This window comes from Caenimonas soli (assembly GCF_013155545.1).
In the GTDB taxonomy this organism is placed as follows: domain Bacteria; phylum Pseudomonadota; class Gammaproteobacteria; order Burkholderiales; family Burkholderiaceae_C; genus Ramlibacter; species Ramlibacter soli.
In genome coordinates, this window is sequence record NZ_JABJVV010000020.1 from 19,484 (window position 1) to 41,539 (window position 22,056).

The 22,056-nt window shown below is 67.0% G+C and carries 18 protein-coding genes; 8 read left to right on the forward strand and 10 right to left on the reverse strand.

The window, feature by feature from the left end; genetic code table 11:
* The first annotated feature begins 340 nt into the window (after positions 1-340).
* The 4 genes from HNE04_RS23970 (at position 341) to HNE04_RS23985 (ending at position 2,906) form a co-directional block, all read left to right on the forward strand.
* Entirely contained in the window at positions 341-727 is a 387-nt protein-coding gene (locus tag HNE04_RS23970; RefSeq protein ID WP_172225150.1) for an SMI1/KNR4 family protein, read from the forward strand.
* A 169-nt stretch (positions 728-896) separates the two neighbouring features.
* Entirely contained in the window at positions 897-1,142 is a 246-nt protein-coding gene (locus tag HNE04_RS23975; protein ID WP_172225153.1) for a type II toxin-antitoxin system Phd/YefM family antitoxin, read from the forward strand.
* A complete protein-coding gene (locus HNE04_RS23980; RefSeq protein ID WP_172225156.1) occupies positions 1,139-1,402 on the forward strand; it encodes a Txe/YoeB family addiction module toxin in 264 nt (87 codons plus the stop codon). Before HNE04_RS23975 ends, HNE04_RS23980 begins: the two co-directional genes overlap by 4 nt.
* 490 nt (positions 1,403-1,892) lie before the next feature.
* A complete protein-coding gene (locus HNE04_RS23985) occupies positions 1,893-2,906 on the forward strand; it encodes an asparaginase (RefSeq protein WP_172225158.1) in 1,014 nt (337 codons plus the stop codon).
* Here the strand turns inward: HNE04_RS23985 and HNE04_RS23990 are convergent.
* The 7 genes from HNE04_RS23990 to HNE04_RS24020 all read right to left on the reverse strand — a co-directional run bounded on the left by HNE04_RS23990 (position 2,884) and on the right by HNE04_RS24020 (position 10,418).
* Positions 2,884-4,293, reverse strand: coding sequence for an enolase C-terminal domain-like protein (locus HNE04_RS23990; RefSeq protein ID WP_172225161.1), 1,410 nt, complete (start codon positions 4,291-4,293; stop codon positions 2,884-2,886). The genes HNE04_RS23985 and HNE04_RS23990 overlap by 23 nt on opposite strands.
* A complete protein-coding gene (locus HNE04_RS23995) occupies positions 4,286-5,146 on the reverse strand; it encodes a sugar phosphate isomerase/epimerase family protein (RefSeq protein WP_172225164.1) in 861 nt (286 codons plus the stop codon). Before HNE04_RS23995 ends, HNE04_RS23990 begins: the two co-directional genes overlap by 8 nt.
* Positions 5,143-6,672: a tripartite tricarboxylate transporter permease gene (locus HNE04_RS24000; protein WP_172225169.1), complete on the reverse strand. Its 1,530-nt coding sequence runs from the start codon at positions 6,670-6,672 to the stop codon at positions 5,143-5,145. The genes HNE04_RS23995 and HNE04_RS24000 overlap by 4 nt, the downstream gene beginning before the upstream one ends.
* Before the next feature lie 13 nt (positions 6,673-6,685).
* Entirely contained in the window at positions 6,686-7,204 is a 519-nt protein-coding gene (locus HNE04_RS24005) for a tripartite tricarboxylate transporter TctB family protein (RefSeq protein WP_172225174.1), read from the reverse strand.
* Between the two features lie 9 nt (positions 7,205-7,213).
* Positions 7,214-8,224, reverse strand: a complete 1,011-nt coding sequence (locus tag HNE04_RS24010) for a tripartite tricarboxylate transporter substrate binding protein (RefSeq protein ID WP_172225179.1) — start codon at positions 8,222-8,224, stop codon at positions 7,214-7,216.
* Between the two features lie 91 nt (positions 8,225-8,315).
* The gene (locus HNE04_RS24015; protein ID WP_172225182.1) at positions 8,316-9,383 is read right to left on the reverse strand and encodes a dihydrodipicolinate synthase family protein; all 1,068 of its coding nucleotides are present in this window, start codon (positions 9,381-9,383) and stop codon (positions 8,316-8,318) included.
* Positions 9,384-9,395: 12 nt separating this feature from the next.
* A complete protein-coding gene (locus tag HNE04_RS24020; protein WP_172225185.1) occupies positions 9,396-10,418 on the reverse strand; it encodes an NAD-dependent epimerase/dehydratase family protein in 1,023 nt (340 codons plus the stop codon).
* A gap of 158 nt (positions 10,419-10,576) precedes the next feature.
* Between HNE04_RS24020 and HNE04_RS24025 the strand changes: the two genes are divergently transcribed.
* Positions 10,577-13,240, forward strand: a complete 2,664-nt coding sequence (locus tag HNE04_RS24025; RefSeq protein ID WP_172225187.1) for an excinuclease ABC subunit UvrA — start codon at positions 10,577-10,579, stop codon at positions 13,238-13,240.
* Here the strand turns inward: HNE04_RS24025 and HNE04_RS24030 are convergent.
* Both HNE04_RS24030 and HNE04_RS24035 read right to left on the reverse strand, forming a co-directional pair.
* A complete protein-coding gene (locus HNE04_RS24030) occupies positions 13,237-13,791 on the reverse strand; it encodes a hypothetical protein (RefSeq protein ID WP_235965367.1) in 555 nt (184 codons plus the stop codon). The genes HNE04_RS24025 and HNE04_RS24030 overlap by 4 nt on opposite strands.
* A gap of 22 nt (positions 13,792-13,813) precedes the next feature.
* Positions 13,814-14,965, reverse strand: coding sequence for a zinc-dependent alcohol dehydrogenase (locus HNE04_RS24035; protein WP_172225190.1), 1,152 nt, complete (start codon positions 14,963-14,965; stop codon positions 13,814-13,816).
* 100 nt (positions 14,966-15,065) lie between these two features.
* Between HNE04_RS24035 and rocF the strand changes: the two genes are divergently transcribed.
* The gene (rocF, locus tag HNE04_RS24040) at positions 15,066-15,974 is read left to right on the forward strand and encodes an arginase (RefSeq protein WP_172225192.1); all 909 of its coding nucleotides are present in this window, start codon (positions 15,066-15,068) and stop codon (positions 15,972-15,974) included.
* On the opposite strand, the gene HNE04_RS24045 is transcribed toward rocF, so the two are convergent.
* Positions 15,971-16,291, reverse strand: a complete 321-nt coding sequence (locus HNE04_RS24045; protein ID WP_172225195.1) for a hypothetical protein — start codon at positions 16,289-16,291, stop codon at positions 15,971-15,973. The two genes, rocF and HNE04_RS24045, sit on opposite strands and share 4 nt — an antisense overlap.
* A gap of 139 nt (positions 16,292-16,430) precedes the next feature.
* Between HNE04_RS24045 and HNE04_RS24050 the strand changes: the two genes are divergently transcribed.
* Both HNE04_RS24050 and HNE04_RS24055 read left to right on the forward strand, forming a co-directional pair.
* Positions 16,431-17,405: a chemotaxis protein CheB gene (locus HNE04_RS24050; RefSeq protein ID WP_172225198.1), complete on the forward strand. Its 975-nt coding sequence runs from the start codon at positions 16,431-16,433 to the stop codon at positions 17,403-17,405.
* Between the two features lie 36 nt (positions 17,406-17,441).
* Positions 17,442-22,049, forward strand: a complete 4,608-nt coding sequence (locus HNE04_RS24055) for a chemotaxis protein CheB (protein WP_172225201.1) — start codon at positions 17,442-17,444, stop codon at positions 22,047-22,049.
* Positions 22,050-22,056: the final 7 nt, after the last annotated feature.

Here is a 22,056-nt window from a genome sequence, read left to right on the forward strand (position 1 = left end):
AGGGGCAAGCGCGCTGCGGTCAACCCGGCGACATGGCGGCTATAGTGCAGATACCGAGCGCATTGGCACGTGAGCCTGCAAGCCACTCGGGGAGGAGGGCAATGAGCAGAATAGCCGGCAAAAGCCAGCTTATCGCGCAGCAATATCCCGCGTCGTTTACCCACGGGCGATCGCGGCATTGCAGGTCCGGATTTATCGGACCACGGCCACATGCCTTCCAGCAAAATATAGAAGTGCGACAAGCACTTGAACCCGTCCACCGAACCAACTTATCCCGCAACTGCGCGATAAGAGGTTTGAGGGCGCGGGAGATATTACGTTAGACCGCACGGCAAACATCATGGCCTTCCCTACAACCGTAATCCACGTTGCGGCAGCGGAGCGAGAACTCGGCGTCAAACTGCCACGGGAATACCGCGAGCGGCTCATGGCCCGGAACGGTGGCGAACTCTCAACGGCAGGCGACGACTGGCAGGTGTTTCCGGTGTTCGACGCAACCAACCGGAAGACCGCAGGACGCTCCGCCGGCCATATCGTCTTGGAAACGCGCAGCGCGAGAGCCTGGGAGGGCTTTCCGCAAGGCGCTGTCGCGATTGCTTCGAACGGCGCTGGCGATCTCCTCGTCCTACTACCCATGGGAACTCCCGGTCAGCTGGATCCTCAAGTGCAGGTTTGGAATCATGAAACTCGTAAGTGCAAGCCGTCCGCCCTTCGTTATGACCACTAGTTTCCAAGTGCTGTCTAACTTGTCAATCGACACGGACCCACAACAGCAGGAGGCGGCTTCGCCGCTTGCGTTGGTGGTCCGGTCATTTTTACGTCATCCCTCGTTCGAAACCACCGCGCTTGACCGGACGTACGAATAAGCGTACGATTGCTGCCATCGGAGAACACCCATGGCTAATCCTGTCACTGCTAGCGAAGCGCGCGCCAACCTGTACCGGCTGATCGACGAGACGAACGAGTCTCATCGACCCGTGGTGATTGCGGGTAGGCGCAGTAGTGCAGTCCTCGTATCGGCCGAGGATTGGGATGCGATTCAGGAGACCCTTTATCTCCTCTCCGTGCCTGGCATGCGTGAATCGATCAAGAAGGGCATGGCCGAGCCTCTTGAGAAGAGCGCCAGAGAAGTCAAGTGGTGAAGTGGCAAGTTGTCTATGCGAAGCATGCGCTCAAGGACGCGAAGAAGCTCTCAGCAGCAGGTCTGAAGGAAAAGGCGCAGGAACTACTGGAGGTGTTGGCGCACGACCCGTTTCAGAACCCCCCTCCGTTCGAGAAGCTTGTTGGCGACCTTGAGGGCGCATATTCCCGCCGTATCAACATCCAGCACCGCTTGGTATACGAGGTATTCAAGAAGGAGCGGATGGTTCGAATACTGCGGATGTGGACTCACTATGAGTGACGCGAGGGATAACATGGCAATCGACACGGACGTCCTGTCGGCGGGCATTCGCCTGCCTGCTGTCCGCCGGTCGTTTCTACGTTAGCTATCATGAAACAACCGTATCGTTGGCGCTGCTTCGCTTGTGACGAGCCGAACGAGCCGTTGGCGATCTCCTGCTCGTCGTGTGGTTTTCCTGCCAGGGCCTCTGGTGCCGAGATTGCCAACGCTCGAGCTGCCTGGCGCACTGCTCGCAGGCCATACAGCTCCCCCTCAGAGTCGATCGCAGAGTCGCAGGCGAAATGGAGCGGCTGGCGAAAGGGCTGCGCAATCGCCGGCGCCGCATTGCTAGCGATCAGTGGATACGCTTGGATGGGGTCGCTCTCTTGGCCTCGCTTCGCACTTGCCCTTTTCGCCTGTATGTTTGGCGCGCTCCTACTTCTGGTGGCATGCGTCGCCAGAGACAGGAGCGATGGCTAACAGGTCAAGTGCGCCGAGGAATAATGTGGGCATGGGCTCATTCGTCCCCCTCATCGAGCTGCTGCGCGGCGGCACGCTGGAGTCCGTGCATTTCGGCGCCGTGGCCGTCGCCGACGTCAAAGGCAAGGTGCTGGCGCGCGCCGGCGATCCGCAATGGATCAGCTTCACGCGGTCCACGCTCAAAGCCTTGCAGTCGCTGCCGTTCATGCAGGCGGGTGGTCCCAAGGCCATGGGTTTCTCGCGCGAAAACATCGCGATGATGTGTGCCAGCCACAGCGGCGAGCCCATGCATGTGGAGCAGGTGCAGGGCATGCTGGACAAGGCGGGCCTGACGTACAAGGCCTTGCAGTGCGGCTGCCACGTGCCCATCTTCGCCGACCTCGGGGTCGCGCCCAGGCCCGCGCCCGGCGAGTACGACGAACGCCACCACAACTGCAGCGGCAAGCACGCCGGCTTCCTGGCCCATTGCGTGCAGCAAGGCTGGCCGGTGGGCCACTACCTCGCGCCGGGCCATCCGCTGCAGCAAGCGATCCGACGCGATATGGCGCGGGCCGTAGGCTTGGCGCCCGAAGACCTGAAGATGGGCATAGACGGTTGCTCGGCGCCGAACTACGCGATGCCGCTGGCCAGTCTGGCGCGCGGTTATGCGCGGCTTGCCAGCGGTTTGTCCGATCCCGAGTTCGGCGATAGTTTCGTGCAGCTGGCCGATGCGATGACCTCGCATCCCGAACTGGTGTCCGGCACGGCCCGCAGCGACCTGGCCTTCATGCGCGCAGGGCGCGGCGACTGGGTGACCAAGGCCGGCGCGGATGGCGTGCAGGTCGTCGCCAGCCGCAGCCGCCGCCAGGGTTTTGCGCTGAAGATCGCCGACGGCAATTCGACGGCGCTGAACGCCGCCACGGCGGCCGTGCTGGACCAACTGGGCTGGCTGGATGCGCGCCAGCGGGAGGAACTGCGGCCCTGGCGCGCCGAGGCGATCGCCAATGCGCGGGGCACGCAGGTGGGTGAACGCCGGCCCGCGTTCAAATTGCAGTCATCGCACTGAAATCCGGCATCGCCGCGCTCGCATAGCCGGCGCAAGCCAGCGACCCGATCGCGATCCGCCCGCCCTGGATCTTCAGCCGCACCGCGCCATGGCTGCGCTCATACACGTCGGGATGGGCCGTGCGGAACGCCTGCTGTTCCGCGTCGCCCTGGGCCGCCATGCCGTTGACGTAGTGATGGCCGTTGCGCTCCACATGGCGGATGCCCAGCAGATTGACCAGCGCCAGGTCTTGCTGCACCGACAGGCCGGCCTGCGTCGTCAGGTCTTCGGCCGACATGAAATAGCGCGCCGCGCCCTCCTGCGCATTCCATTGCGCGCAGCGCGCGGCATTGAGGAGCGCCTTGTACAGGCCCTTGCAGGTCTTGGACGAGACGCCCAGGTAGCCGCGCTCGCGCGCCAGCGCGAAGGTGTCGAGCTCGCCATCCGATTCGTCGATGATCACCGGCTTGCCCAGGTCCGCCGCGCGCAGGTCGGTGTCCAGCGCCAGTTTGCGGGCGATCGGCTGTTCGATGAAAAGGGTGGATTCCCACAGCCGCGCCAGGGCGGGTCGGGCGCGGATGCCCGCCACCAGTTCGGTCAGCCCCTGCGCATCGGAATACTGCTCGTTGCCGTCCAGCGAAACGAAGTAGGGCTGGGGCAGGCGATCGAGCACGGCCGCGATGGCTTCGAGCCGGGCCAGGTCGGCGGCGGTCTGCCCCCCAACCTTGAGCTTGAAATAGCGGTGGCCATGCGCCTGTATCACTTCTTCCAGCGTTTCCGGCAGGCCGTCGCCAACCCGCTCGTGGAGGTCAGCCGCCGTGATCGCGTCCAGCATGCCGACGGTGTGGCGCGCCTCGATGGTGCCGGAAGGCCGCAGTGCGGGCAGGAAGCGCTCGAAGTCGAAGCCCGAAAACTCGCGCTGCTGCCCACCGATGCCGGGCAAATTGCCCTGCATCGCCTTATAGAAGGAAACCCCGAGATGGCGGCAGAGCGCATCGAGGATCGCGCGGTCGATCAGCGCCGGGCCGTAACTCGCCAGCAGCGGGTTATGGCCCTTCGAGGCGGCCGCGTGCAGGTGGCTGTCGTGATGCCGTGCGAAGTGGCCGAAGGCCGTCGCCGGCACTGCATCGCCCAGGTAAGCCTGGCGCGCCATGCGCAGCACGTCGCGCAGCTGCTCGAAGTTGTCCTCGTTGGACAGCTGCAGGTTCTTGTCGAACCATTTGGGCGCCATCATCTCGGCCGCGGCGCCCCATTGGCTCTTGCCGCCCTCCAGTTCGATGCGGGCCCGTGCGAACGCCTGCGGGCATTGGGTGAGTGTGACCACGCCAAAACGGAACGGCAGGCGCAGCACGACGGGCCGCTCAGACAGCTCGATCTCGCGCACGGCGAAGCGCAGTTGCTCAGTCATGCGCCGCCAAGCCTTCCACGATGCCTTTGAGGTAACCGATGGAGTGCGCCGCGCAACCCAATCCGTCCGGCACATAGTCGAATGGCTCGACGGCCACGATGCCTTCGTAGCGGCCCATGGCCTGCATCTGCGCGATGGTCTCAATGATGGGCGCGAAGCGCATCGCGCCCTGGCCCGGTCCGCGGCGATTGGGATCGTTCAGCTGCACATGGGCGATATGGCCCGACGGCATCCAGCGGGCCATCAGCACTTCGATGGTCTCGGTTTCCACCTGGCCGGCCGCGCTGCAATCGATCATGGTCTTCAGGCCCGGGGAATCGATGGCATCGACGATGCGCACCGCCTCCGCCACCGAGTTGATGAGATCCGTTTCTCGCGTCGATAGCGGCTCTATGCAGTAGATGACGCCGCAGTCCCGTGCCGTCAGCGCCACCTGCGCGAAGCATTCGGTCGCGCGCGCCAGGGCCTGCTCATGGCTGGAGCCCGGCGGCACCGAGCGCTGCTTGGGCGAGCCGTGCACCAGGTAGCTGCCGCCCATCAGGGCGCACAGTTCGATCAACCGCCGCATCACGGCGACGGTGCGGGCGCGCGCGGCCGGGTCGGGGCTCACGATGGACAGGCCCACCGGCGCGACCAGCAGCCAGTGCAGGCCGGAGATCCGCAAACCGTGATCCTGCGCGATCCCGCGAAACTGCGTGGCCTGCGCATCGCTCATCCGCATCGGGTCTTCGGCCAGGGTGAAGGGCGCCACCTCCAGCCCGTCGTAGCCGAGGGCGGCCGCGGTCTTGCATTGCTTCTCGAACGGCATCGGCTGCAGGACCTCGTTGCACAGCGCGAACTTGAGCAAGCTCATCGTCCCACCAATCCCTTGAAGGAAGCCCAGACTCGGGCGTTGGCCGCCTTGACCGCGCGATTGACGCCGGGCACATACATCAGCATGGTGAACACCGTAATGGCGGCCAGCAGGGCGCAGATGGGGCGAGTGATGAAAGGCGTGAGGTCGCCGTTGCTGAGGGTCAAGCCGCGGCGCAGGCTCTTGTCCAGGATGTCTCCCAGCACGATGCCTAGAACGAAAGGCGGTATGGGGTAGTTCTGCCGGCGCAGGATGAAGCCGCAGACGCCGATGAACAGCATGATGTAGACGTCGAACAGGCGCGAGGCGATCGCGAAGGCGCCCACGGTGCACAGCACCATGATCACCGGCATGATGATGCTGCGCGGGATGCGGATGATCGCCAGCAGCGGCTTGACCAGGAACAGCCCGAAGAACAGCATGCCCAGCGTGGCCAGCAGCGTCATGGCGACCACGTCGTAGACGAATTGCGGCTGGTTCACCATCAGCATGGGGCCGGGCTGTACGCCGTGGATGATCATCGCCGCCATCAATACCGCCGATGGCGCCGAGCCGGGAATCGCCAGCGCCAGCGCAGGGATGATCCCGCCGGGGATGGAAGCGTTGTCGCCCGTTTCCGCGGCCATCAGGCCTTCGATGGAGCCCTTGCCGAACAGCTCCTTCTCCTTGCTGGCCCGGCGTGCCGCCGCGTACGAGGACCAGGCTGCCATGTCCTCGCCGACGCCGGGCAGGATGCCGATGTACACGCCGATCACGCCCGAGCGAAGAATGGTTCGCCAGTACTGGACCACGTCCTTGATGCGCGGCAGGACCGAGTCGACGCTGTTGAGCATTGCCTTGCGGACGGGCTCGGACAGCACCGTGAGGATCTCGGCCAGGCCGAAGGCGCCGATCAGCGCCGGGATCAGCGACAGCCCGCCGGACAATTCGCCGTAGCCGAAGGTGAAGCGGTCGTGCGCGTTGATGCCGTCCTGGCCGATCAGCGTGAGGAACAGGCCGGCGAAGCCCATCAGCCAGCCCTTGACCGGGTCGCTGCCGGCAATGGTGCCCGACATCATCACGCCGAATAGCGCCAGCCAGAAGAACTCGAAAGCACCGAATGACAGCGCGACCTCGCCCAGGGCTGGGGTCAAGAGTGCCAGGCAGAGGATCCCGAAAAGCGAGCCCGCCACCGAGCCGCAGGTGGCGATGCCCATGGCTCGGCCGGCCTGGCCTTTCAGCGCCAGTTGGTAGCCGTCGAGGCAAGCTGCCGCGTTGGCGGCAGTTCCGGGAATGTTCAGCAGGATGGCGGTGCGGCTGCCGCCGTAGATCGCGCCCACGTAGGCGCAGATCAGGATCAGGATGGCGTCGTTGGGCGGCATCTTGATGGTGAGTGTGGTCAGCAGCGCAATCGCCAGCGTCGCCGACAAGCCCGGCATGCAGCCGACCAGAATGCCCACCAGGGTCGCCCCCAGCGCGTAAGTGAGCGGCCAGAAAGTGAAGAAAGTGCCGAGCGACCGGCCCAGCGCGTAGAGGCCTTCGAGCATCAGTGAAAGTTCTTCATGGCAGCCGCACCAGGAACGCGTACTGGAACAGCATGGAGATGGTCACGCTCGCACCCAGCGCGACGGCCGCGGCTACCGCGATGCCGCGCCGCACCTGTCCGGCGGCGCGCCGCTCGGGCAGCTGCAAGAGGAAGATGTGAAGAAACAGGTATGTGCCGGCCGCTGCCCAGAACGGCAGGCCATGACCCACCAGGCCGCCGGCAAAGCCCAGGCACAAGAAAAGCGTCAGGGCGGTGCGGCCGAGCGTGGCGCGTCCGGGCTCGCCCCGGCCGGCCGGAGTCAGCGCGCCGCGGGCGACCGAGCGCATGACGATCACGAGCGCCGTGAGCAGGATCAGCACGCCCAGGATGCCGGGGACCAACCCGGGTGCCGCGAAGCCCGGCACGCCCTGGTTGGCAAGCCGGTCCATGTTCCACGACCCGATGGTGATGGCAGCGCCAATCACCACCCACACGCCGCCGGAGATGAGGTCGGAGCGCGGTGAGGGGACGCCCTCTTCCGCTTGCGTTTCCATCGCGCGCGATCAGGGTCGCGCGATGCCGACCTTGTCGGGCGAGACCTTGGCCTTGCCGGTGTCCTGCATCAGCCAGGCGTTGGCGGCAATGGCGGGCATGGCCGCCGACAAGGCTGCGTCGCCGGCCACGGGGGCGAACAGGGCGCCGCGGCTGGTGGCGTATTTCTTCAGCGCCTCGCTCTTGGCGATCTGGTCGTTCCAGATCTGCTGTACTGTCGCCACGACTTCAGGCGGCACGCCCTTGGGAATGAAGATGCCGAAATAGTTGGTCGGCACGCGCAGGTTGGGCACGAATTTGGTGATGGGCTCGATCACGCCGTAGCCTTCCAACTCCAGCGGCTTGTCGCTGACCGCGGCCAATGGGCGGATGCGCTTGCCGCGAATGAAGTCGGCCTGCTCCACGGCCAGCTGCGTGGTGAGATCGGTTTCGCCGGCGACGGTGGCCACGGCCGCCGGATTGCCGCCGTCATACGTGACGTGCCGGTACTTGACGCCGGTCGCGCGCGAAATCAGTTCCATCGCGTTGTGACCGCCGGAGGTCACACCGGCGGTGGCCACCTTGATCTCCCCGGGCTTCGCCTTCATCGCGTCCAGCAACTGGTTCATGTTCTGCCAGGGGGTGGCGGCGTTGACGCCCACCACCGGCACGTTGGCCACGGTGAGGAACAGGTGCCACTCGCGTGCCGGCACGTCCAACATGCCCAAGGTCTGGTAGGCACCAAGGTCCTGGGCCGCGCCGGCGGCCCAGGTGTAGCCGTCCTTGGGCGCGTCCCACACGCTCTTGGTGCCGATGGAGCCGGAGGCGCCGGGCTGGTTGACCACCACGATCTTCTGGCCCAGCACTTTCTCCAGTTCTGCCGCCGTCACGCGAGTCACCTGGTCGGTTGAGCCGCCGGCCGCCCACGGCACGATCAGGTTGATCGGCTTGGTCGGCTTCCATTGCTGGGCTGCCGCGGGCGCGGCCAGGCCCAGGGCCATCACGGCCAGCGACAGGGACTTGATGAAGAAGCGCTTGTTCATGCCGGGCCTTTCGCGGGTTAATTCCCTAACTGGTTAATTGGCAAAACTGTACGGATTGGGTCTGGGGCTGTCAACGATGAATGCCCTAGCCTCATGCGAGCCAGCGCCCGCGGTGCTCGGCCACGAAATGGTCGTCGGTCAGGTGCGGATAGTCGGTGCGCACTCGGTCGAGTTCGGCGGCCTGGCCGGGGCTCAATCCTTCGCCCGGGTCCAGGCACCAGATGCCTTCCAGCAGTCCCTGGCGGCGCAGCACTTCGTGGCAACCCGCGATGCAGCCGTGGAAGTCATGCGCCACGTCGAACAGGGCGCTGTTGCAGTCGGTGACCTGGCCGTCGAGCGCCAGCAGCTCCGGCGTGATGTTGCCGGTCTCGACGGCGGAATGAATCCGGCCGAGCAACTCCACCGCCGGCTTGGTCCACACGCTCCAGTGCCCCAGCAAGCCGCCCTTGATCCGCACGGCAACCAGCCGGCCGTCGCGCATGAACGTGAAGGGCGCCAGCAGGTCCAGCACGATATGGTCGTCGTTGCCGGTGTAGAGCGTGACGCGTTCCTCGGCCCTCGCCGCGACGACGCCGCGGATCACGTCCAGCGTGCGATAGCGGTTGAAGGGCGCCATCTTGATGGCGACCACGTTGTCGATCTCGGCGAAGCGGCGCCAGAAGCCGATTGGCAGATGGATGCCGCCCACTGCGGGCTGAAGGTAGAAGCCCACCAGCGGCATGACTTCGGCGACGGCGCAGCAGTGCGCCACCAGTTCGTCCTCGTTCGCGCCCTTCATCGCCGCCAGGCTCAGCAGCCCGGCGTGGTAGCCGAGGCCGCGCGCAAGCTCCGCCTCGCGCACCGCCTGCTGCGTGCGGCCGGCCAGGCCGGCGATCATGAACAAGGGCCTGGCCCCGCCCAACGGCTCCCAGTCGCGCGCCGTCTGCATCGCCAGTTCCAGCACGGGCTGGTAAAGGCCCACTTCGCGGATCGCGAACTGCGTCGAATGCACGCCCACCGCCACGCCGCCGGCACCGGCATCCAGGTAGTAGCGCGTCATGGCGCGCTGGCGCCTTGCATCGAGCTGGCGCTTCGCATCCAGCGCCAGCAGGTGCGCCGGGATGACCGCTCCCCGGCGCAGCACGGCCAGCGAATCGGCGGGAATGTCGGACCAGTGCATAGGTGCTTGCCCTCAGTATTTGCCGTCGCGCGCTTCGTAGTGCGTCGGCTTGCCCAGCGTTTCGCCGCCGCGCCGGACCCAGTCGGCGGTCCAGTCCAGCATGCGGTCCAGGCCAACCTGCGGCGGGCCGAACAGCTCGAAAGCCCGCGTGCAATCCACCAGCCAGGCCGTCGGCGCTTCCTGGCCCGTGAGCACGGGGGCGATGCCAAGGCGTTGCCCCAGGGCCTGCGCCGCGTCGCGGATGCTGATCTTGGGCCCGCTGATGTTCAGCGGCGAAGTGGGCGTATCGCAAGCGCCAAGCGAGCGCAGCGCCCAGTCGTTGGCCTCGCCCTGCCAGATGATGTTGGCGTGGCCCATCGCCAGGTCGATAGGCTCGCGCCGCAATACCTTCTGCGCCACGTCGTGCAGCACGCCGTAGCGCATGTCGATGGCATACGACAGGCGCAGCAGCCGGCCCGGCGTCTGGAACTGGTGCGAGAAATGCTGGAACATGCGCTCGCGCGCCACGCAGGAATTCGCGTATTCGCCCGAAGGCGCGGTGGGCGGCATGTCCTCGGTCGCGCCGTTGCCCGCGGTGCCGACGAAGGGATAGACGCAGGCCGTCGAGAAGGCCACGATGCGCGAGCGAGGGAAGCGCTCGGCCACCAGCGCCGGCACATGGGCGTTCATCGCCCAGGTCAGCCATTCGCTGCCGGTCGAGCCGAACTTGCGGCCGGCCATGTAGACGATGTTGGGCACGTCGGGCAGGCTGGCCAGCGCCTCGCGCGACAGCAGGTCCGCCTCCAGGCATTCGACGCCCTGCGCTTCCAGCTCGCCGCGCAGGCCCGGCTGCGAGAAGCGCGCCACGCCGATCACCCGCCGCTGCGGCACCGCGCGCTTGGCCATGCGCGCCAGCGTGGGTCCCATCTTGCCGCCCACGCCCAGCACCATGATGTCGCCGGGCGCCCGCTCCAGGTCCGCCAGGAGGCCCGGCGAAGGGCGGCTCATCACCTCTTCCAGTTCGTGGACATCCGCGAATCGTTCGGGCAGGGTCATGAACTCTCCGGTGTGAGCGGATGACTTTAACCAGACGGTGAATTCGCCTCAATGCGGGCAACCCGTAAAACAAAACGGTTTCCTTTGCTGGCGCGGCTCCTACGATGAATGCGGTCGCGTCCGACCCGGCCGGGGCCCGCGCGGCCCTAAGGTCGGGTATGGCCCGTGACCGCGACCGACACCCACCCGACCTTCCTATCGGCCCCTCCGACGGTTTTGTCCATGTGCGGGGGGCACGCGAACACAATCTCAAGGACGTGGACGTCGACATCCCGCGCGATACGCTGGTGGTGTTCACCGGTGTCTCGGGCTCCGGCAAGTCGTCGCTCGCCTTCGGCACGCTGTATGCGGAGGCCCAGCGCCGCTACCTCGAATCGGTCTCGCCCTATGCGCGGCGGCTGATCGACCAGGCGGGCGTTCCCGACGTCGATTCGATCGAAGGCCTGCCGCCGGCAGTGGCACTGCAGCAGCAGCGCGGCACGCCCAGCGCGCGGTCCTCGGTCGGCAGCGTGACCACCATCTCCAGCCTGCTGCGCATGCTGTACTCGCGCGCCGGCAGCTACCCGGCCCGGCAGCCGATGCTGTACGCCGAGGACTTCTCGCCCAATACCCCGCAAGGCGCCTGCCCGCGCTGCCATGGCCTGGGGCGCGTCTACGAGGTCACCGAGAAAAACATGGTGCCCGACGATTCGCTGTCCGTCCGCGACCGCGCCATCGCGTCCTGGCCGCCCGCCTGGCATGGGCAGAACCTGCGCGACATCCTGGTGACCCTGGGCTATGACGTGGACAAGCCCTGGCGCGAATTGCCGAAGAAAGACCGCGACTGGATCCTCTTCACCGACGAGACACCGACGGTGCCGGTCTATGCCGGCTTCACACCCAAGGAGACGCGGGCGGCACTGCGCAGCAAGATGGAGCCCAGCTACATGGGTACCTTCACCGGTGCGCGCAACTACGTGATGAACACCTTCGCCACCACCCAGAGCGCCTTGATGAAAAAGCGGGTCTCGCGTTTCATGTCGGCCAGCATCTGCCCGCAGTGCCAGGGCAAGCGCTTGAAGCGCGAGGCGCTGGCCGTCACCTTCGCCGGCCTGGACATCGGCGAGATGTCGCAGCTGCCGCTGTCGCAGCTGGCCGGCGTGCTGCGGCCTGCCGCGCAGGGCAAGCTCGCCGCCGACAGCCACGACCACGCCGTACTCAGCCGCGAGGCGGCGCGCAAGGCCGTGCAGGAGCGCGTGGCGCACGGAGGCGCGGCGCACCAGGGCGCGCCGGACGTGCGGCGCACACCCAATCTCTCCGAAGAAAAACTCATCGCCGCCCAGCGCCTGGCGCGCGACCTGCTGGCGCGCGTCGCCACGCTGGAGCAACTGGGCCTGGGCTACCTGTCGCTGGAGCGCAGCACGCCGACGCTGTCGCCCGGCGAGTTGCAGCGGCTGCGGCTGGCGACCCAGTTGGGCTCGCACCTGTTCGGGGTGGTGTACGTGCTGGACGAACCATCGGCCGGCCTGCACCCGGCCGACGGCGAGGCGTTGCTCTCGGCGCTGCATCGCCTCAAGGCTTCGGGCAACACCCTGTTCGTGGTCGAGCACGATCTGTCGATCATGCGCAGCGCGGACTGGCTGGTGGACGTGGGCCCCGATGCGGGCGAGAAGGGCGGCCGCGTCCTCTTCAGCGGGCCACCGCATGGATTGGCCGAGGTGGAGGAATCGAGGACGCGCGCCCATTTGTTCGGCCACGCCCGGACTGAAGCGCGCGCCCTGCGCACGCCGGGAAAATGGCTGCGGCTGCAGGGCGTGGCCCGCAACAACCTGCGCGGGGTCGATGTTGCCTTTCCCTTGGGCTGCTTCACCGTGGTCACCGGTGTCTCGGGCTCGGGCAAGTCCAGCTTGGTGAGCCAGGCCTTGCTGGACCTGGTGTCGGAACACCTCGGCACGCCGCTCGCGGCCGCGCAGGACGACGAGCCCGAAAGCCTGGACAGCGCGGACCGTGGCGCACCCACCGGCGGGCGCATCGCCGGGGGCGCGCAGGCCATCCGCCGGCTGGTCCAGGTCGACCAGAAACCGATCGGCCGCACGCCGCGTTCCAACCTCGCCACCTACACCGGCCTGTTCGATGCCGTGCGCAAACTGTTCGCGGCCACGCCGGCGGCCCGGCGCCGCCGCTATGACGCGGGCCGCTTCTCCTTCAACGTGGCCAAGGGCCGCTGCGGCACCTGCGAGGGCGAAGGCTTCGTCTCGGTCGAGTTGCTCTTCATGCCCAGCGTCTACGCGCCTTGTCCCGAATGCCACGGCGCGCGCTACAACGCCCAGACGCTGGAGGTCCTCTGGCAAGGCAAGAACATCGCCCAGGTGCTGGGCATGACGGTGGACGAGGCCGCCGCTTTCTTCGCAGAGGAGGCGCAGGTCGGGCGGCCCCTGAGCGTGCTGCAGGACATCGGCCTGGGTTACCTGCGGCTCGGGCAGCCGGCCACCGAGCTGTCCGGCGGCGAAGCCCAGCGCATCAAGCTCGCCACCGAATTGCAGCGGGCCCAGCGCGGCGACGCGCTCTACGTGCTGGACGAACCGACCACCGGCCTGCATGCCTGCGACGTGGACCGGCTGATGCTGCAACTGGATGGCCTGGTCGCTGCGGGCAACACCCTGATCGTGGTCGAGCACGAGATGCGTGTCGCCGCGCAGGCGGACTGGGTGATCGACATCGGGCCCGGAGCCGGCGACGAGGGTGGTCGCGTTGTCGCCGAGGGCACGCCGCAACAGGTCGCGGCCGTGAAGGCCAGCCGCACGGCACCGTATCTGGCCGCGTGCCTGGCCGGCTCGCGCTAGTCCCGCTCCAGCGGTTCCGCGCGGCGCCGCCGCATCAGGTAAACGGCCGCAGCGGCCACGGCCGACACCACCAGCGCCTTCCTCACGAATCCCGCCCGGTTGTGGCGCCACTCGGCGCGCCCGCCCATCTCGGCAAAGAGGTTGGGGATGTGCCCATGCGCCAGGTCCGACAGCAGGCCTTCGCCCACGTTGACGCGATCGGCGGCCAGCAGGATCAGCCAATGCCGCATGTCGTTCTCGCTGAACCTGAAGGCCAGCTCGCGCATCTTGCCCGACACGCCCGAAGGCGGCGTGCTGGTGCCGAAAATTGGCGTGATGCCGGGCCGCTCGTTGGAATGCAGCACCCTGACATGCTGCGGCTGCGCGGAGGGCTTGTCCCAATGCACGTTCGCCAGCCGGGGCGGTGTGCGTTCCTTGGGTATGGCCGGCCGGTTCACCGGGTCCAGATCGGCGCCCCAGCCGTGCACGTCCGGGTGGTGAGAGAACTGCCGGCTCAGCGGGTCGGTGTTCTCGGTGTAGATCGGCGTCTTGTCGATGGCGGTGCTAGACATGGCGATTCCTTGATTGCTGGGGCTAGTGCACGGATGGCGGGACCAGCACCGGCTTGATGCAGTTGTCCAGCTTGCTGGAGAAGATGTGATACGCGTCCGAGATGTCTTCCAGGCCGAAGCGGTGCGTGATCACTTCGCTGGGCTTGATGCGCCCCGCCTGGATGTGCTCTATCAATCTCGGCAGGTGGCGCTTGACGCTGGCCTGGTTCATGCGCAGCGTCAGGCCCTTGTTGATGGCGGTCCCGATAGGCACGGCATTGAAGGTCGGCCCATAGACGCCGACGATGGAAACGGTGCCACCCTTGCGCACCGAGTTGATGCACCAGTGCAGCGCCGTGGCCGCGCCGGCCTGCAACTTGAGCTTCAGGCCCGTCAGCGACTGGGCGAAACTGCCCGCCGCCTCGCAACCCACGGCATCGATGCAGACATCGGCGCCCAACCAATCCGTCATCTTCTTGATGTGCATGGCCATGTCCTGAACTTCCTTGAAATTGATGACTTCGCACTGGGCGAAACGCCTCACGAATTCCAGCCGGTACTCCAGGTGGTCCACCACGATGACGCGGCCGGCGCCCATCAGCCAGGCCGACTTTGCGGCAAAGATTCCCACCGGCCCGGCGCCGAACACCACGACCGTGTCGCCTTCCTCGATGCCGCCCATCTCAGCGGCCTGATAGCCCGTCGGGAACGCGTCGGTCAGCAGCACGGCGTCGTCCAGTTCGAGATCGCCGGGGATGACAGTTGGCCCGATGTCCGCCATCGGTACCCGCACGTACTCGGCCTGGCCTCCGTCGTAGCCGCCGGCAGTGTGGGAGTAACCGTAGATGCCGCCCACGGCTGTGGCACTCGGGTTGGTGTTGTGGCAGTTGCTGTACAGCTCTTTCTGGCAGAAGTAGCAGGAGCCGCAGAAGATGTTGAAGGGCACCAGCACCTGATCGCCGCGCTTCAGGTTCTGTACCGAGGAGCCCACCTCCTCAACGATCCCCGTGAACTCGTGGCCAAAGGTCATGCCAACCCGGGTGTCGGGCACCATGCCATGGTAGAGATGAAGGTCCGAGCCGCAGATGCATGAGCGCGTCACGCGCACGATGGCGTCGTTGGGATGCTCGATCTCCGGTTCTTCCTTGTACCCCGCGCGCACGCGATAGGGCCCGCGGTAATTCATTGCCAGCATCTGCCTGTCCTTTCTGATGGGTGATCCGGGCAACGGGGCAAGGCGCGTTCCCGGACGGCAGGGCTGCAAAAATTCCGGCATCTCCCTCACAATGCGCCGTATGAAAACCGTTTCGCTCATCGGCGCGCCCACCGACGTCGGCGCCAGCGTCCGGGGCGCCGGCATGGGCCCGGATGCCCTGCGGGTGGCCGGGCTGTTCGAAGCCCTGCGGGCGCACAAGCTCAACGTGATCGATCACGGCAACCTGGCGGGCCCGCCCACGCCCTGGACCGAGCCCAAGGCTGGCGTGCGCCACCTGGACGAGGTGGTGGCCTGGAACCGCTCGGTCTTCGATCGCGTGGCGGCCGTGCTGGCCGCCGGCCAGACGCCGCTGGTGATGGGCGGCGACCATTGCCTGGCCATCGGCTCGATCAGCGCGGTGGCCCGCCATTGCCGCTATTCGCGCAAGCACCTGCGCGTGATCTGGCTGGATGCGCACACCGACGTGAACACCGACGCGATCAGCCCCTCGGGCAATGTGCATGGAATGCCGGTGTCCTGCCTGCTGGGCCACGGCCCCAAGGCGCTGGTGGGCTGGAGCGGCGAGCCCGCCGCGCTCGCGCCCGAGGACATCGACTTCATCGGCATCCGCAGCGTCGACGCCGACGAAAAAGAAATGATCCGCAAGCTAGGGCTGCAGGTCTTCGACATGCGCCATATCGACGAGCATGGGATGCGCAACACCATGATCGAGGCGCTGCACGACATCGACGAGAACACCCACCTGCATGTCAGCTTCGACCTGGATTGCCTGGACCCCGCGGATGCGCCGGGCGTGGGCACCGGCGTGCGCGGCGGCCCGACCTACCGCGAGATGCAGCTGTGCATGGAAATGATCGCCGACACGGGCCGGATGGCCTCGCTCGACGTGGTGGAGATCAACCCGGCGCTCGACGTGCGCAACCGCACGGCCGAACTGGCCGTGGAATTCATCCAGAGCCTGTTCGGCGCGTCAACGCTGGCCCGCTAGCCTTCCTCGTCGTCGCCCGGCTCGCTGGCATCCAGGTCGGTGAACTCCTGGGCGTCGGGATCGTCCTCGGAAAAACCTCCGCCGTCGCCCAGCCGCACTACGCGATCCGGCAGGATGTCGGCGCCTTCCCGGGCTTCCCCCGGGGTGACGGAGCCGCGCTCGCCGGTGCCGGATGCGTCGCTGTCGCCGTAGGCTTCGTTGGTTCCAAGGGCGTCGCTGCCGGTGTCTGAGCTGTCGCTCGGGCCCAGCAGTTCGGCATCGCGACCGCTGGGTTGTACCGGTGCTACGTCGGCGCCGTAAATGCTGCTGTAAGCCATATCGTTTCTCCTTGAGAAGATACGTTGCAGTGTGGTTGCACGACGGCAATCCGGAGGTCGGAGCACGCAATACTGTGCTGTCGGACTAGGGCTACGCCACTCGGCTTTGGCCGGGTCCGCCGTTTGCCCGCTGCCTGGAATGGCCCTACCCCATGCGATCGTGATCGGCGCCTCGGCCGGTGGTGTGGCGGCACTGCTGGAGCTCGCGGCGCAGCTGCCCGCCGACATCAATGCCGTGGTGGGGGTGGTGCTGCACGTGGGGACCCAGCACAGCATCCTGCCGGAGCTCCTGTCCGGGCGCAACGGCTGGCGCGCCGTGCACCCCGTCGATGGCGAGCGGCTGGCGCCCGGCGCCGTCTACGTGGCGCCGCCCGACCATCACATGCTGTTCACGGCCGATGCGGTGCGGCTGAGCCGCGGACCGCGCGAGAACCACGCGCGGCCCGCGGTCGATCCCCTGTTCCGTTCGGCCGCGCTGCAATGGCGGGAACGCAGCATCGGAGTCATCCTCACGGGCGACCTGGACGACGGCACTGCGGGCCTGGCCGCCGTCAAGGCCTGCGGCGGCACGACCATCGTCCAGGATCCGGCGACCGCGTTCGAGCCGGCCATGCCGGCCCATGCGCTGAGCAGCGTGTCGGTGGACCATTGCCTGCCTCTGGCCGAGATTGCGCCCGCCCTGGTGCTTCTGGCGGGCAGCGAACGCAAGGCCGCGCCGGTGCCGCCCGACCCGCATGTGCAGCGCGAGCACGCCATATTCGAAGGACACCATCGCATGGAGAATCTATCTGCGCTGGGGACGCCGTCCACGCTGACCTGCCCCGATTGCAGCGGCGGTTTGTGGGAGATGAAGGACGCCGGCCCGCTGCGTTACCGGTGCCGTAACGGCCATGCCTTCACGGCGCTCAGCCTGGGCGACGCGCAGGCCGGCGTGGCCGAGCATGCCTTGTGGGCCGGCATGCGCGCCTTGCACGAGCGCGAGCTGCTGTTGCGCAGGTTGGCGACGGTGGCGCAGGCCACCGGCGACAAGGCGCAGGCGGAAATAGGACGGCGCGAGGCCGACCGGGTGCGAGCCCAGGCCGAGCAACTGGGGCGCTTGGTGGGGCAGGGATGAACGGCGCATAATTGTTACCCACCTTCCGAGGGCAGGATGAGCGACCTCACCCCCGACCACGCCGAGGAGGCGGTGGCGGACTTCATCGACGACGTGGTGCCGAGCGCGGGCTACCAGCTGACACCCATGGTGGGCCTCGGGGGTTCGGCCGGGGCGATTCCTGCCTTGCAGGATTTCTTCCAGAGCATGCCCAAGGATCCGGGCATGGCCTTCGTCGTCATCCTGCATCTGGCGCCCGATCACGAGAGCAACCTGGCGGAAATCCTGCAACGCTGCACGTCGATGCCGGTGATCCAGGCTTGCGACAGCGTGGAGGTGCAGCCCAACGCGGTGTATGTGATCCCTCCGCGCAAGGCCATCAGGACCGTGGAGGGCCACCTTAGCCTGGCCGACGACGCCCTGACTCCGCGGGGCCGGCATGTCGCGGTGGACCTGTTCTTTCGCACCTTGGCGGACACCTACGGGCCGCATGCCGCCGCGGTGGTGCTCTCCGGCGCCGACGGCGACGGCGCCATCGGCATCAAACGGATCAAGGAGCGCGGCGGCCTGACCGTGGCGCAGGATCCGCAGGAAGCGGAGCAGGCCGGCATGCCGCGTTCGGCCATCGCCAGCGGCATGGTGGACTGGGTGCTTCCGGTGGGGGACATCGCGCAGCGGCTGCTCGCTTATTTCGGGCTGGAAAAAACCCTGAAGCTGCCGCCTGAAGACGGCCCGCATCCGGCCCTGCTCACGCGGCCCGCAGCGGGCACCGAAGAGGCGGCGCTGCGCGACGTGCTGGTCTTCCTGCGCACCCGCACCGGCCGCGATTTTTCGTACTACAAGCGCGCCACCGTCGTGCGCCGTATCGCCCGGCGCATGCAGGTCAACGGCGTCGAGGACCTCCTGGGCTACCTGGACTGCCTGCGCACCCGGCCGGGCGAAGCCGGTGCGTTGCTGCAGGACATGCTGATCAGCGTGACCAATTTCTTTCGCGACGCCGATTGCTTCCAGGCGCTGGAAGGCCACCTTGAGGAGTTGTGCCGGACCCGGGCGCCCAACGAAGCCGTCCGCGTCTGGGTCCCGGCCTGCGCCACGGGCGAAGAGGCCTATTCGCTGGCCATCCTGCTGTGCGAAAAAACCAGGCAGATGGAGGCGCCGCCGCTGATCCAGGTGTTCGCGACCGACCTGGACGAAGAAGCGATCAGGACAGGGCGGGAGGCGATCTATCCGACCACGATCGAGGCCGATGTGTCCGAGGAGCAGTTGCGGCGCTACTTCGTGCGCGACCACCGCGGCTACCGGGTGCGGCGCGAGGTGCGGGAGATGGTGCTGTTCGCCCAGCACGACCTGCTGAAGGATTCCCCGTTCTCCCGGCTCGACCTGATCTCCTGCCGCAACCTGCTGATCTACCTGAACCGCGAAGCGCAAAAGCGCGCCTTCGAAATATTCCACTTCGCCTTGCTGCCGGAGGGCAGGCTGTTCCTGGGGGCTTCCGAATCGGCGGAGGACGTGAGCGTGCTGTTCTCGGTGCTGGACAAGAAGAACCGCATCTTCGTCCAGCGCCCGACTCCGCGCATGCCCCTGCCGGTGCCGGCCGGACGCGGCTCGCTGGCGCTCGCCCTCGAAGCGCAACAGCACGCGCAGGCCAGCCCGGCGATCGCGGGCCGGGCTTTCCAGACCCCTGTGCCCACGGCGGGCATGCTGCGGCCGCTCGACGGCCGGACCAACTCCTGGGGCGAGCTGCACTTCAAGCTGCTGGAAGCGCTCGCCCCGCCTTCGGTCCTGGTGGACGCCGACCACGAGATCCTGCATCTGTCGCCCAGCGCCGGCACCTATCTTCAATTCACGGGCGGCGAGCCGACGCGCAACCTGCTGCGATCCGTGCATCCCAGCCTGCGGATCGAGCTGCGCGCCACGCTCTACCAGGCCGCGCAGACACGTTCCCACTCCGAAGTGACCGTGGGGCCGGTCGAGCTGTCGGGGCAGACCGTGGAGGTCGTGATGCGCGTGGCGCTGGTCCGGGGGCTGGGCGCGGACATGTTCGTGGTCATGTTCAACTCCCGGCAGCCGGGGTCGGGAACCCAGCCGGACGTGGAGCAGGCCGACAAGGCGGGCGCGGATCCGGTGGCGCACCACCTGGACCGCGAGCTGGAACGGCTGAAGGCCCATCTGCGCGACACGGTGGAGCAATACGAAGCCTCGAACGAGGAGCTCAAGGCCAGCAACGAGGAGTTGCAGGCCATGAACGAAGAGCTGCGCTCGGCCACCGAGGAACTGGAAACCAGCCGCGAGGAGCTTCAGTCCATCAACGAGGAGTTGACCACCGTCAACTACGAGCTCAAGAGCAAGGTCGACGAGCTGGGGCATTCCAACAGCGATATGCACAACCTGATGGACGCGACGGCGATTGCCACCGTGTTCCTGGACCGCGAGTTGCGCATCACGCGCTACACCCCGGAGGCGGTTGCCCTGTTCAACCTGATCACCACGGACCTGGGCCGTCCCCTGGCCGACCTCGCGACGCGGCTGGACTACCCGGAACTGAGCCGCGATGCCCTGCGTGTCCTCAAGCACCTGGTGCCGATCGAACGCGAAGTGGGCCTGCCCGACGGCCAGTGGTTCCTGGCGCGGTCGCTGCCCTACCGGACCATCGAGGACCATATCGCCGGCGTGGTGGTGTCGTTCATCGACATCACCGAGCGCAAGCAGGCCGAAGAGGTGCGCCTGTGGCTGTCGGCCGTGGTGGCCTCGTCCAGCGACGCCATCTTGAGCTTCGCGATGGACCAGACCATCCTGAGCTGGAACGCCGGCGCAGAGCGGGTGTTCGGCTACAGCGCGGCCGAAGCGATCGGCCAGCCCATGTCGATGCTCGGGCCCGACGAGGACGAGCGCCGGCGCGAGCACGTGCTGGGGCAGCTGCGCGAGGGCCATGCGATCAGCAACCTGGAAGTCACGCGGCGGCGCAAGGACGGCACCGACGTCATGGTGGCGCTCAGCATTTCGCCGATCCGGGACACCCATGACAAGGTGATAGGCGGAACGGCGATCGCCCGCGACATCACCCAGCAGAACCAGGCCGCCGAGGCGCTGCGCAGCAGCGAGGAGCGGTTGCGCCTGGTGGTGGAGAACGCCACCGAGTACGCCATCTTCTCGACCGACCTGCAGCGCCGCGTGACCATCTGGAACGCCGGGGCGCAAAGGCTGCTGGGTTACGCGGAGAGCGAAGTCCTGGGCGAGCCCGCCGACATCATCTTCACACCCGAGGACCGTGCCGCCGGCGCGCCTGAACACGAAATGCACAGCGCCTTGAAGGAGGGCCGGGCCAGCGATGACCGCCTGCACCAGCGCAAGGACGGCAGCCGATTCTGGGCCAGCGGCGCGATGATGCTGATGCGCGACGCCCTGGGCCAGGCGGTCGGCTTCGTGAAGATCCTGCGCGACCAGACGGCCGCCCGCGAAACCCAGCAGGCGCTGGAGCGCAGCCAGACCGAGTTGATGCGGGCGCTCGAGGAGAACGAGCGGGCGCGGACCGAACTGCAGACCGCGGACGCCGCCAAGGACCGGTTCCTGGCCGTGCTGTCGCACGAATTGCGCAACCCGCTGGCCTCGATCGACAGTGCGGCGGCGCTGATGCTGATGCAGGACCTGCCGTTGGCTGATCGCGAGGCCGCCGCCCATGTCGTCAAGCGCCAGGCAAGGGCCATGAAATCATTGCTGGACGACCTGCTGGACGTCTCGCGGCTGAAGCTCGGACGCCTGCAACTGCAGCGCGAGACCGTCAGGCTGTCCTCGGTGGTCGAAGCCGCGCTCGAAACGACCCGGCCCATGCTCGAAGCCGTCGGCCACCGGTTGAAGGTCGACATACCCTCCTATCCGATCGAGATGGATGCGGATCCGCTGCGGCTGGGGCAGGTCATATCGAACCTGCTGACCAATTCCATCAAGTACACGCAGGCCGGCGGCACCATCACGCTGAAGGCGCGGCTCGAGGGCAAGCGGGCGGTGATCAGCGTCTCCGACAACGGCATCGGCATGGATCCCATGCATATCGAGCGCATGTTCGAGATGTTCACCCAGGAACAGCCGGTGGCCGATCGCAGCCACGGCCTGGGCATCGGTCTGGCGCTGGTCAAGAGCATCGTGGAGATGCATGGCGGCCGGATCGAGGCTTTCTCGGCCGGGCCGGGCAAGGGCAGCGAGTTCCGGGTGACGCTGCCGGCCGTGCGGGGCAGTGCCGATGTAGCCGACACGCCGCCCGCACCCGTGACCGAGGAGTCGGCGGCCAAGCCTCGCGGCCTGATCCTGATCGCCGACGACAACGTGGATGCCGGCTGGGGCATCGCCAAGCTGCTCGAGCTTGCCGGCTTTTCCACCGTGCGGGTCAAGGGCGGGGTGGAAGCGGTCAAGGAAACGCGGCGCCACAAGCCCGATGTGGGGATCGTGGACATCGGCATGCCGGACCTGAGCGGCCACGAGGTGGCGCGCCAGATCCGCCAGACCGAATGGGGCAAGCACATGGTGCTGATCGCCGCGACCGGCTGGGGCCAGGAGTCGGACGAACGCGAGGCCATGGAAGCCGGCTTCGACGCCCACATGACCAAGCCGGTCGACTTGCGCAAGCTCAGCGCCGTGGTTGACGATCTCTTGACGCGCAAGCGCGACTAGCGTCATT

Excerpts from the sequence above, each read along its gene's own strand:
- HNE04_RS24025 (WP_172225187.1), top strand. The coding sequence starts at position 10,577 with ATGGCCCGTGACCGCGACCGACACCCACCCGACCTTCCTATCGGCCCC.
- HNE04_RS24020 (WP_172225185.1), bottom strand. The coding sequence starts at position 10,418 with ATGACCCTGCCCGAACGATTCGCGGATGTCCACGAACTGGAAGAGGTG.
- HNE04_RS24000 (WP_172225169.1), bottom strand. The coding sequence starts at position 6,672 with ATGCTCGAAGGCCTCTACGCGCTGGGCCGGTCGCTCGGCACTTTCTTC.
- HNE04_RS24010 (WP_172225179.1), bottom strand. The coding sequence starts at position 8,224 with ATGAACAAGCGCTTCTTCATCAAGTCCCTGTCGCTGGCCGTGATGGCC.
- HNE04_RS24030 (WP_235965367.1), bottom strand. The coding sequence starts at position 13,791 with ATGTCTAGCACCGCCATCGACAAGACGCCGATCTACACCGAGAACACC.
- HNE04_RS24015 (WP_172225182.1), bottom strand. The coding sequence starts at position 9,383 with ATGCACTGGTCCGACATTCCCGCCGATTCGCTGGCCGTGCTGCGCCGG.
- HNE04_RS24045 (WP_172225195.1), bottom strand. The coding sequence starts at position 16,291 with ATGGCTTACAGCAGCATTTACGGCGCCGACGTAGCACCGGTACAACCC.
- HNE04_RS24005 (WP_172225174.1), bottom strand. The coding sequence starts at position 7,204 with ATGGAAACGCAAGCGGAAGAGGGCGTCCCCTCACCGCGCTCCGACCTC.
- HNE04_RS24050 (WP_172225198.1), top strand. The coding sequence starts at position 16,431 with ATGGCCCTACCCCATGCGATCGTGATCGGCGCCTCGGCCGGTGGTGTG.
- HNE04_RS24035 (WP_172225190.1), bottom strand. The coding sequence starts at position 14,965 with ATGCTGGCAATGAATTACCGCGGGCCCTATCGCGTGCGCGCGGGGTAC.
- HNE04_RS23995 (WP_172225164.1), bottom strand. The coding sequence starts at position 5,146 with ATGAGCTTGCTCAAGTTCGCGCTGTGCAACGAGGTCCTGCAGCCGATG.
- HNE04_RS24055 (WP_172225201.1), top strand. The coding sequence starts at position 17,442 with ATGAGCGACCTCACCCCCGACCACGCCGAGGAGGCGGTGGCGGACTTC.
- HNE04_RS23970 (WP_172225150.1), top strand. The coding sequence starts at position 341 with ATGGCCTTCCCTACAACCGTAATCCACGTTGCGGCAGCGGAGCGAGAA.
- HNE04_RS23975 (WP_172225153.1), top strand. The coding sequence starts at position 897 with ATGGCTAATCCTGTCACTGCTAGCGAAGCGCGCGCCAACCTGTACCGG.
- HNE04_RS23990 (WP_172225161.1), bottom strand. The coding sequence starts at position 4,293 with ATGACTGAGCAACTGCGCTTCGCCGTGCGCGAGATCGAGCTGTCTGAG.
- rocF (WP_172225192.1), top strand. The coding sequence starts at position 15,066 with ATGAAAACCGTTTCGCTCATCGGCGCGCCCACCGACGTCGGCGCCAGC.
- HNE04_RS23985 (WP_172225158.1), top strand. The coding sequence starts at position 1,893 with ATGGGCTCATTCGTCCCCCTCATCGAGCTGCTGCGCGGCGGCACGCTG.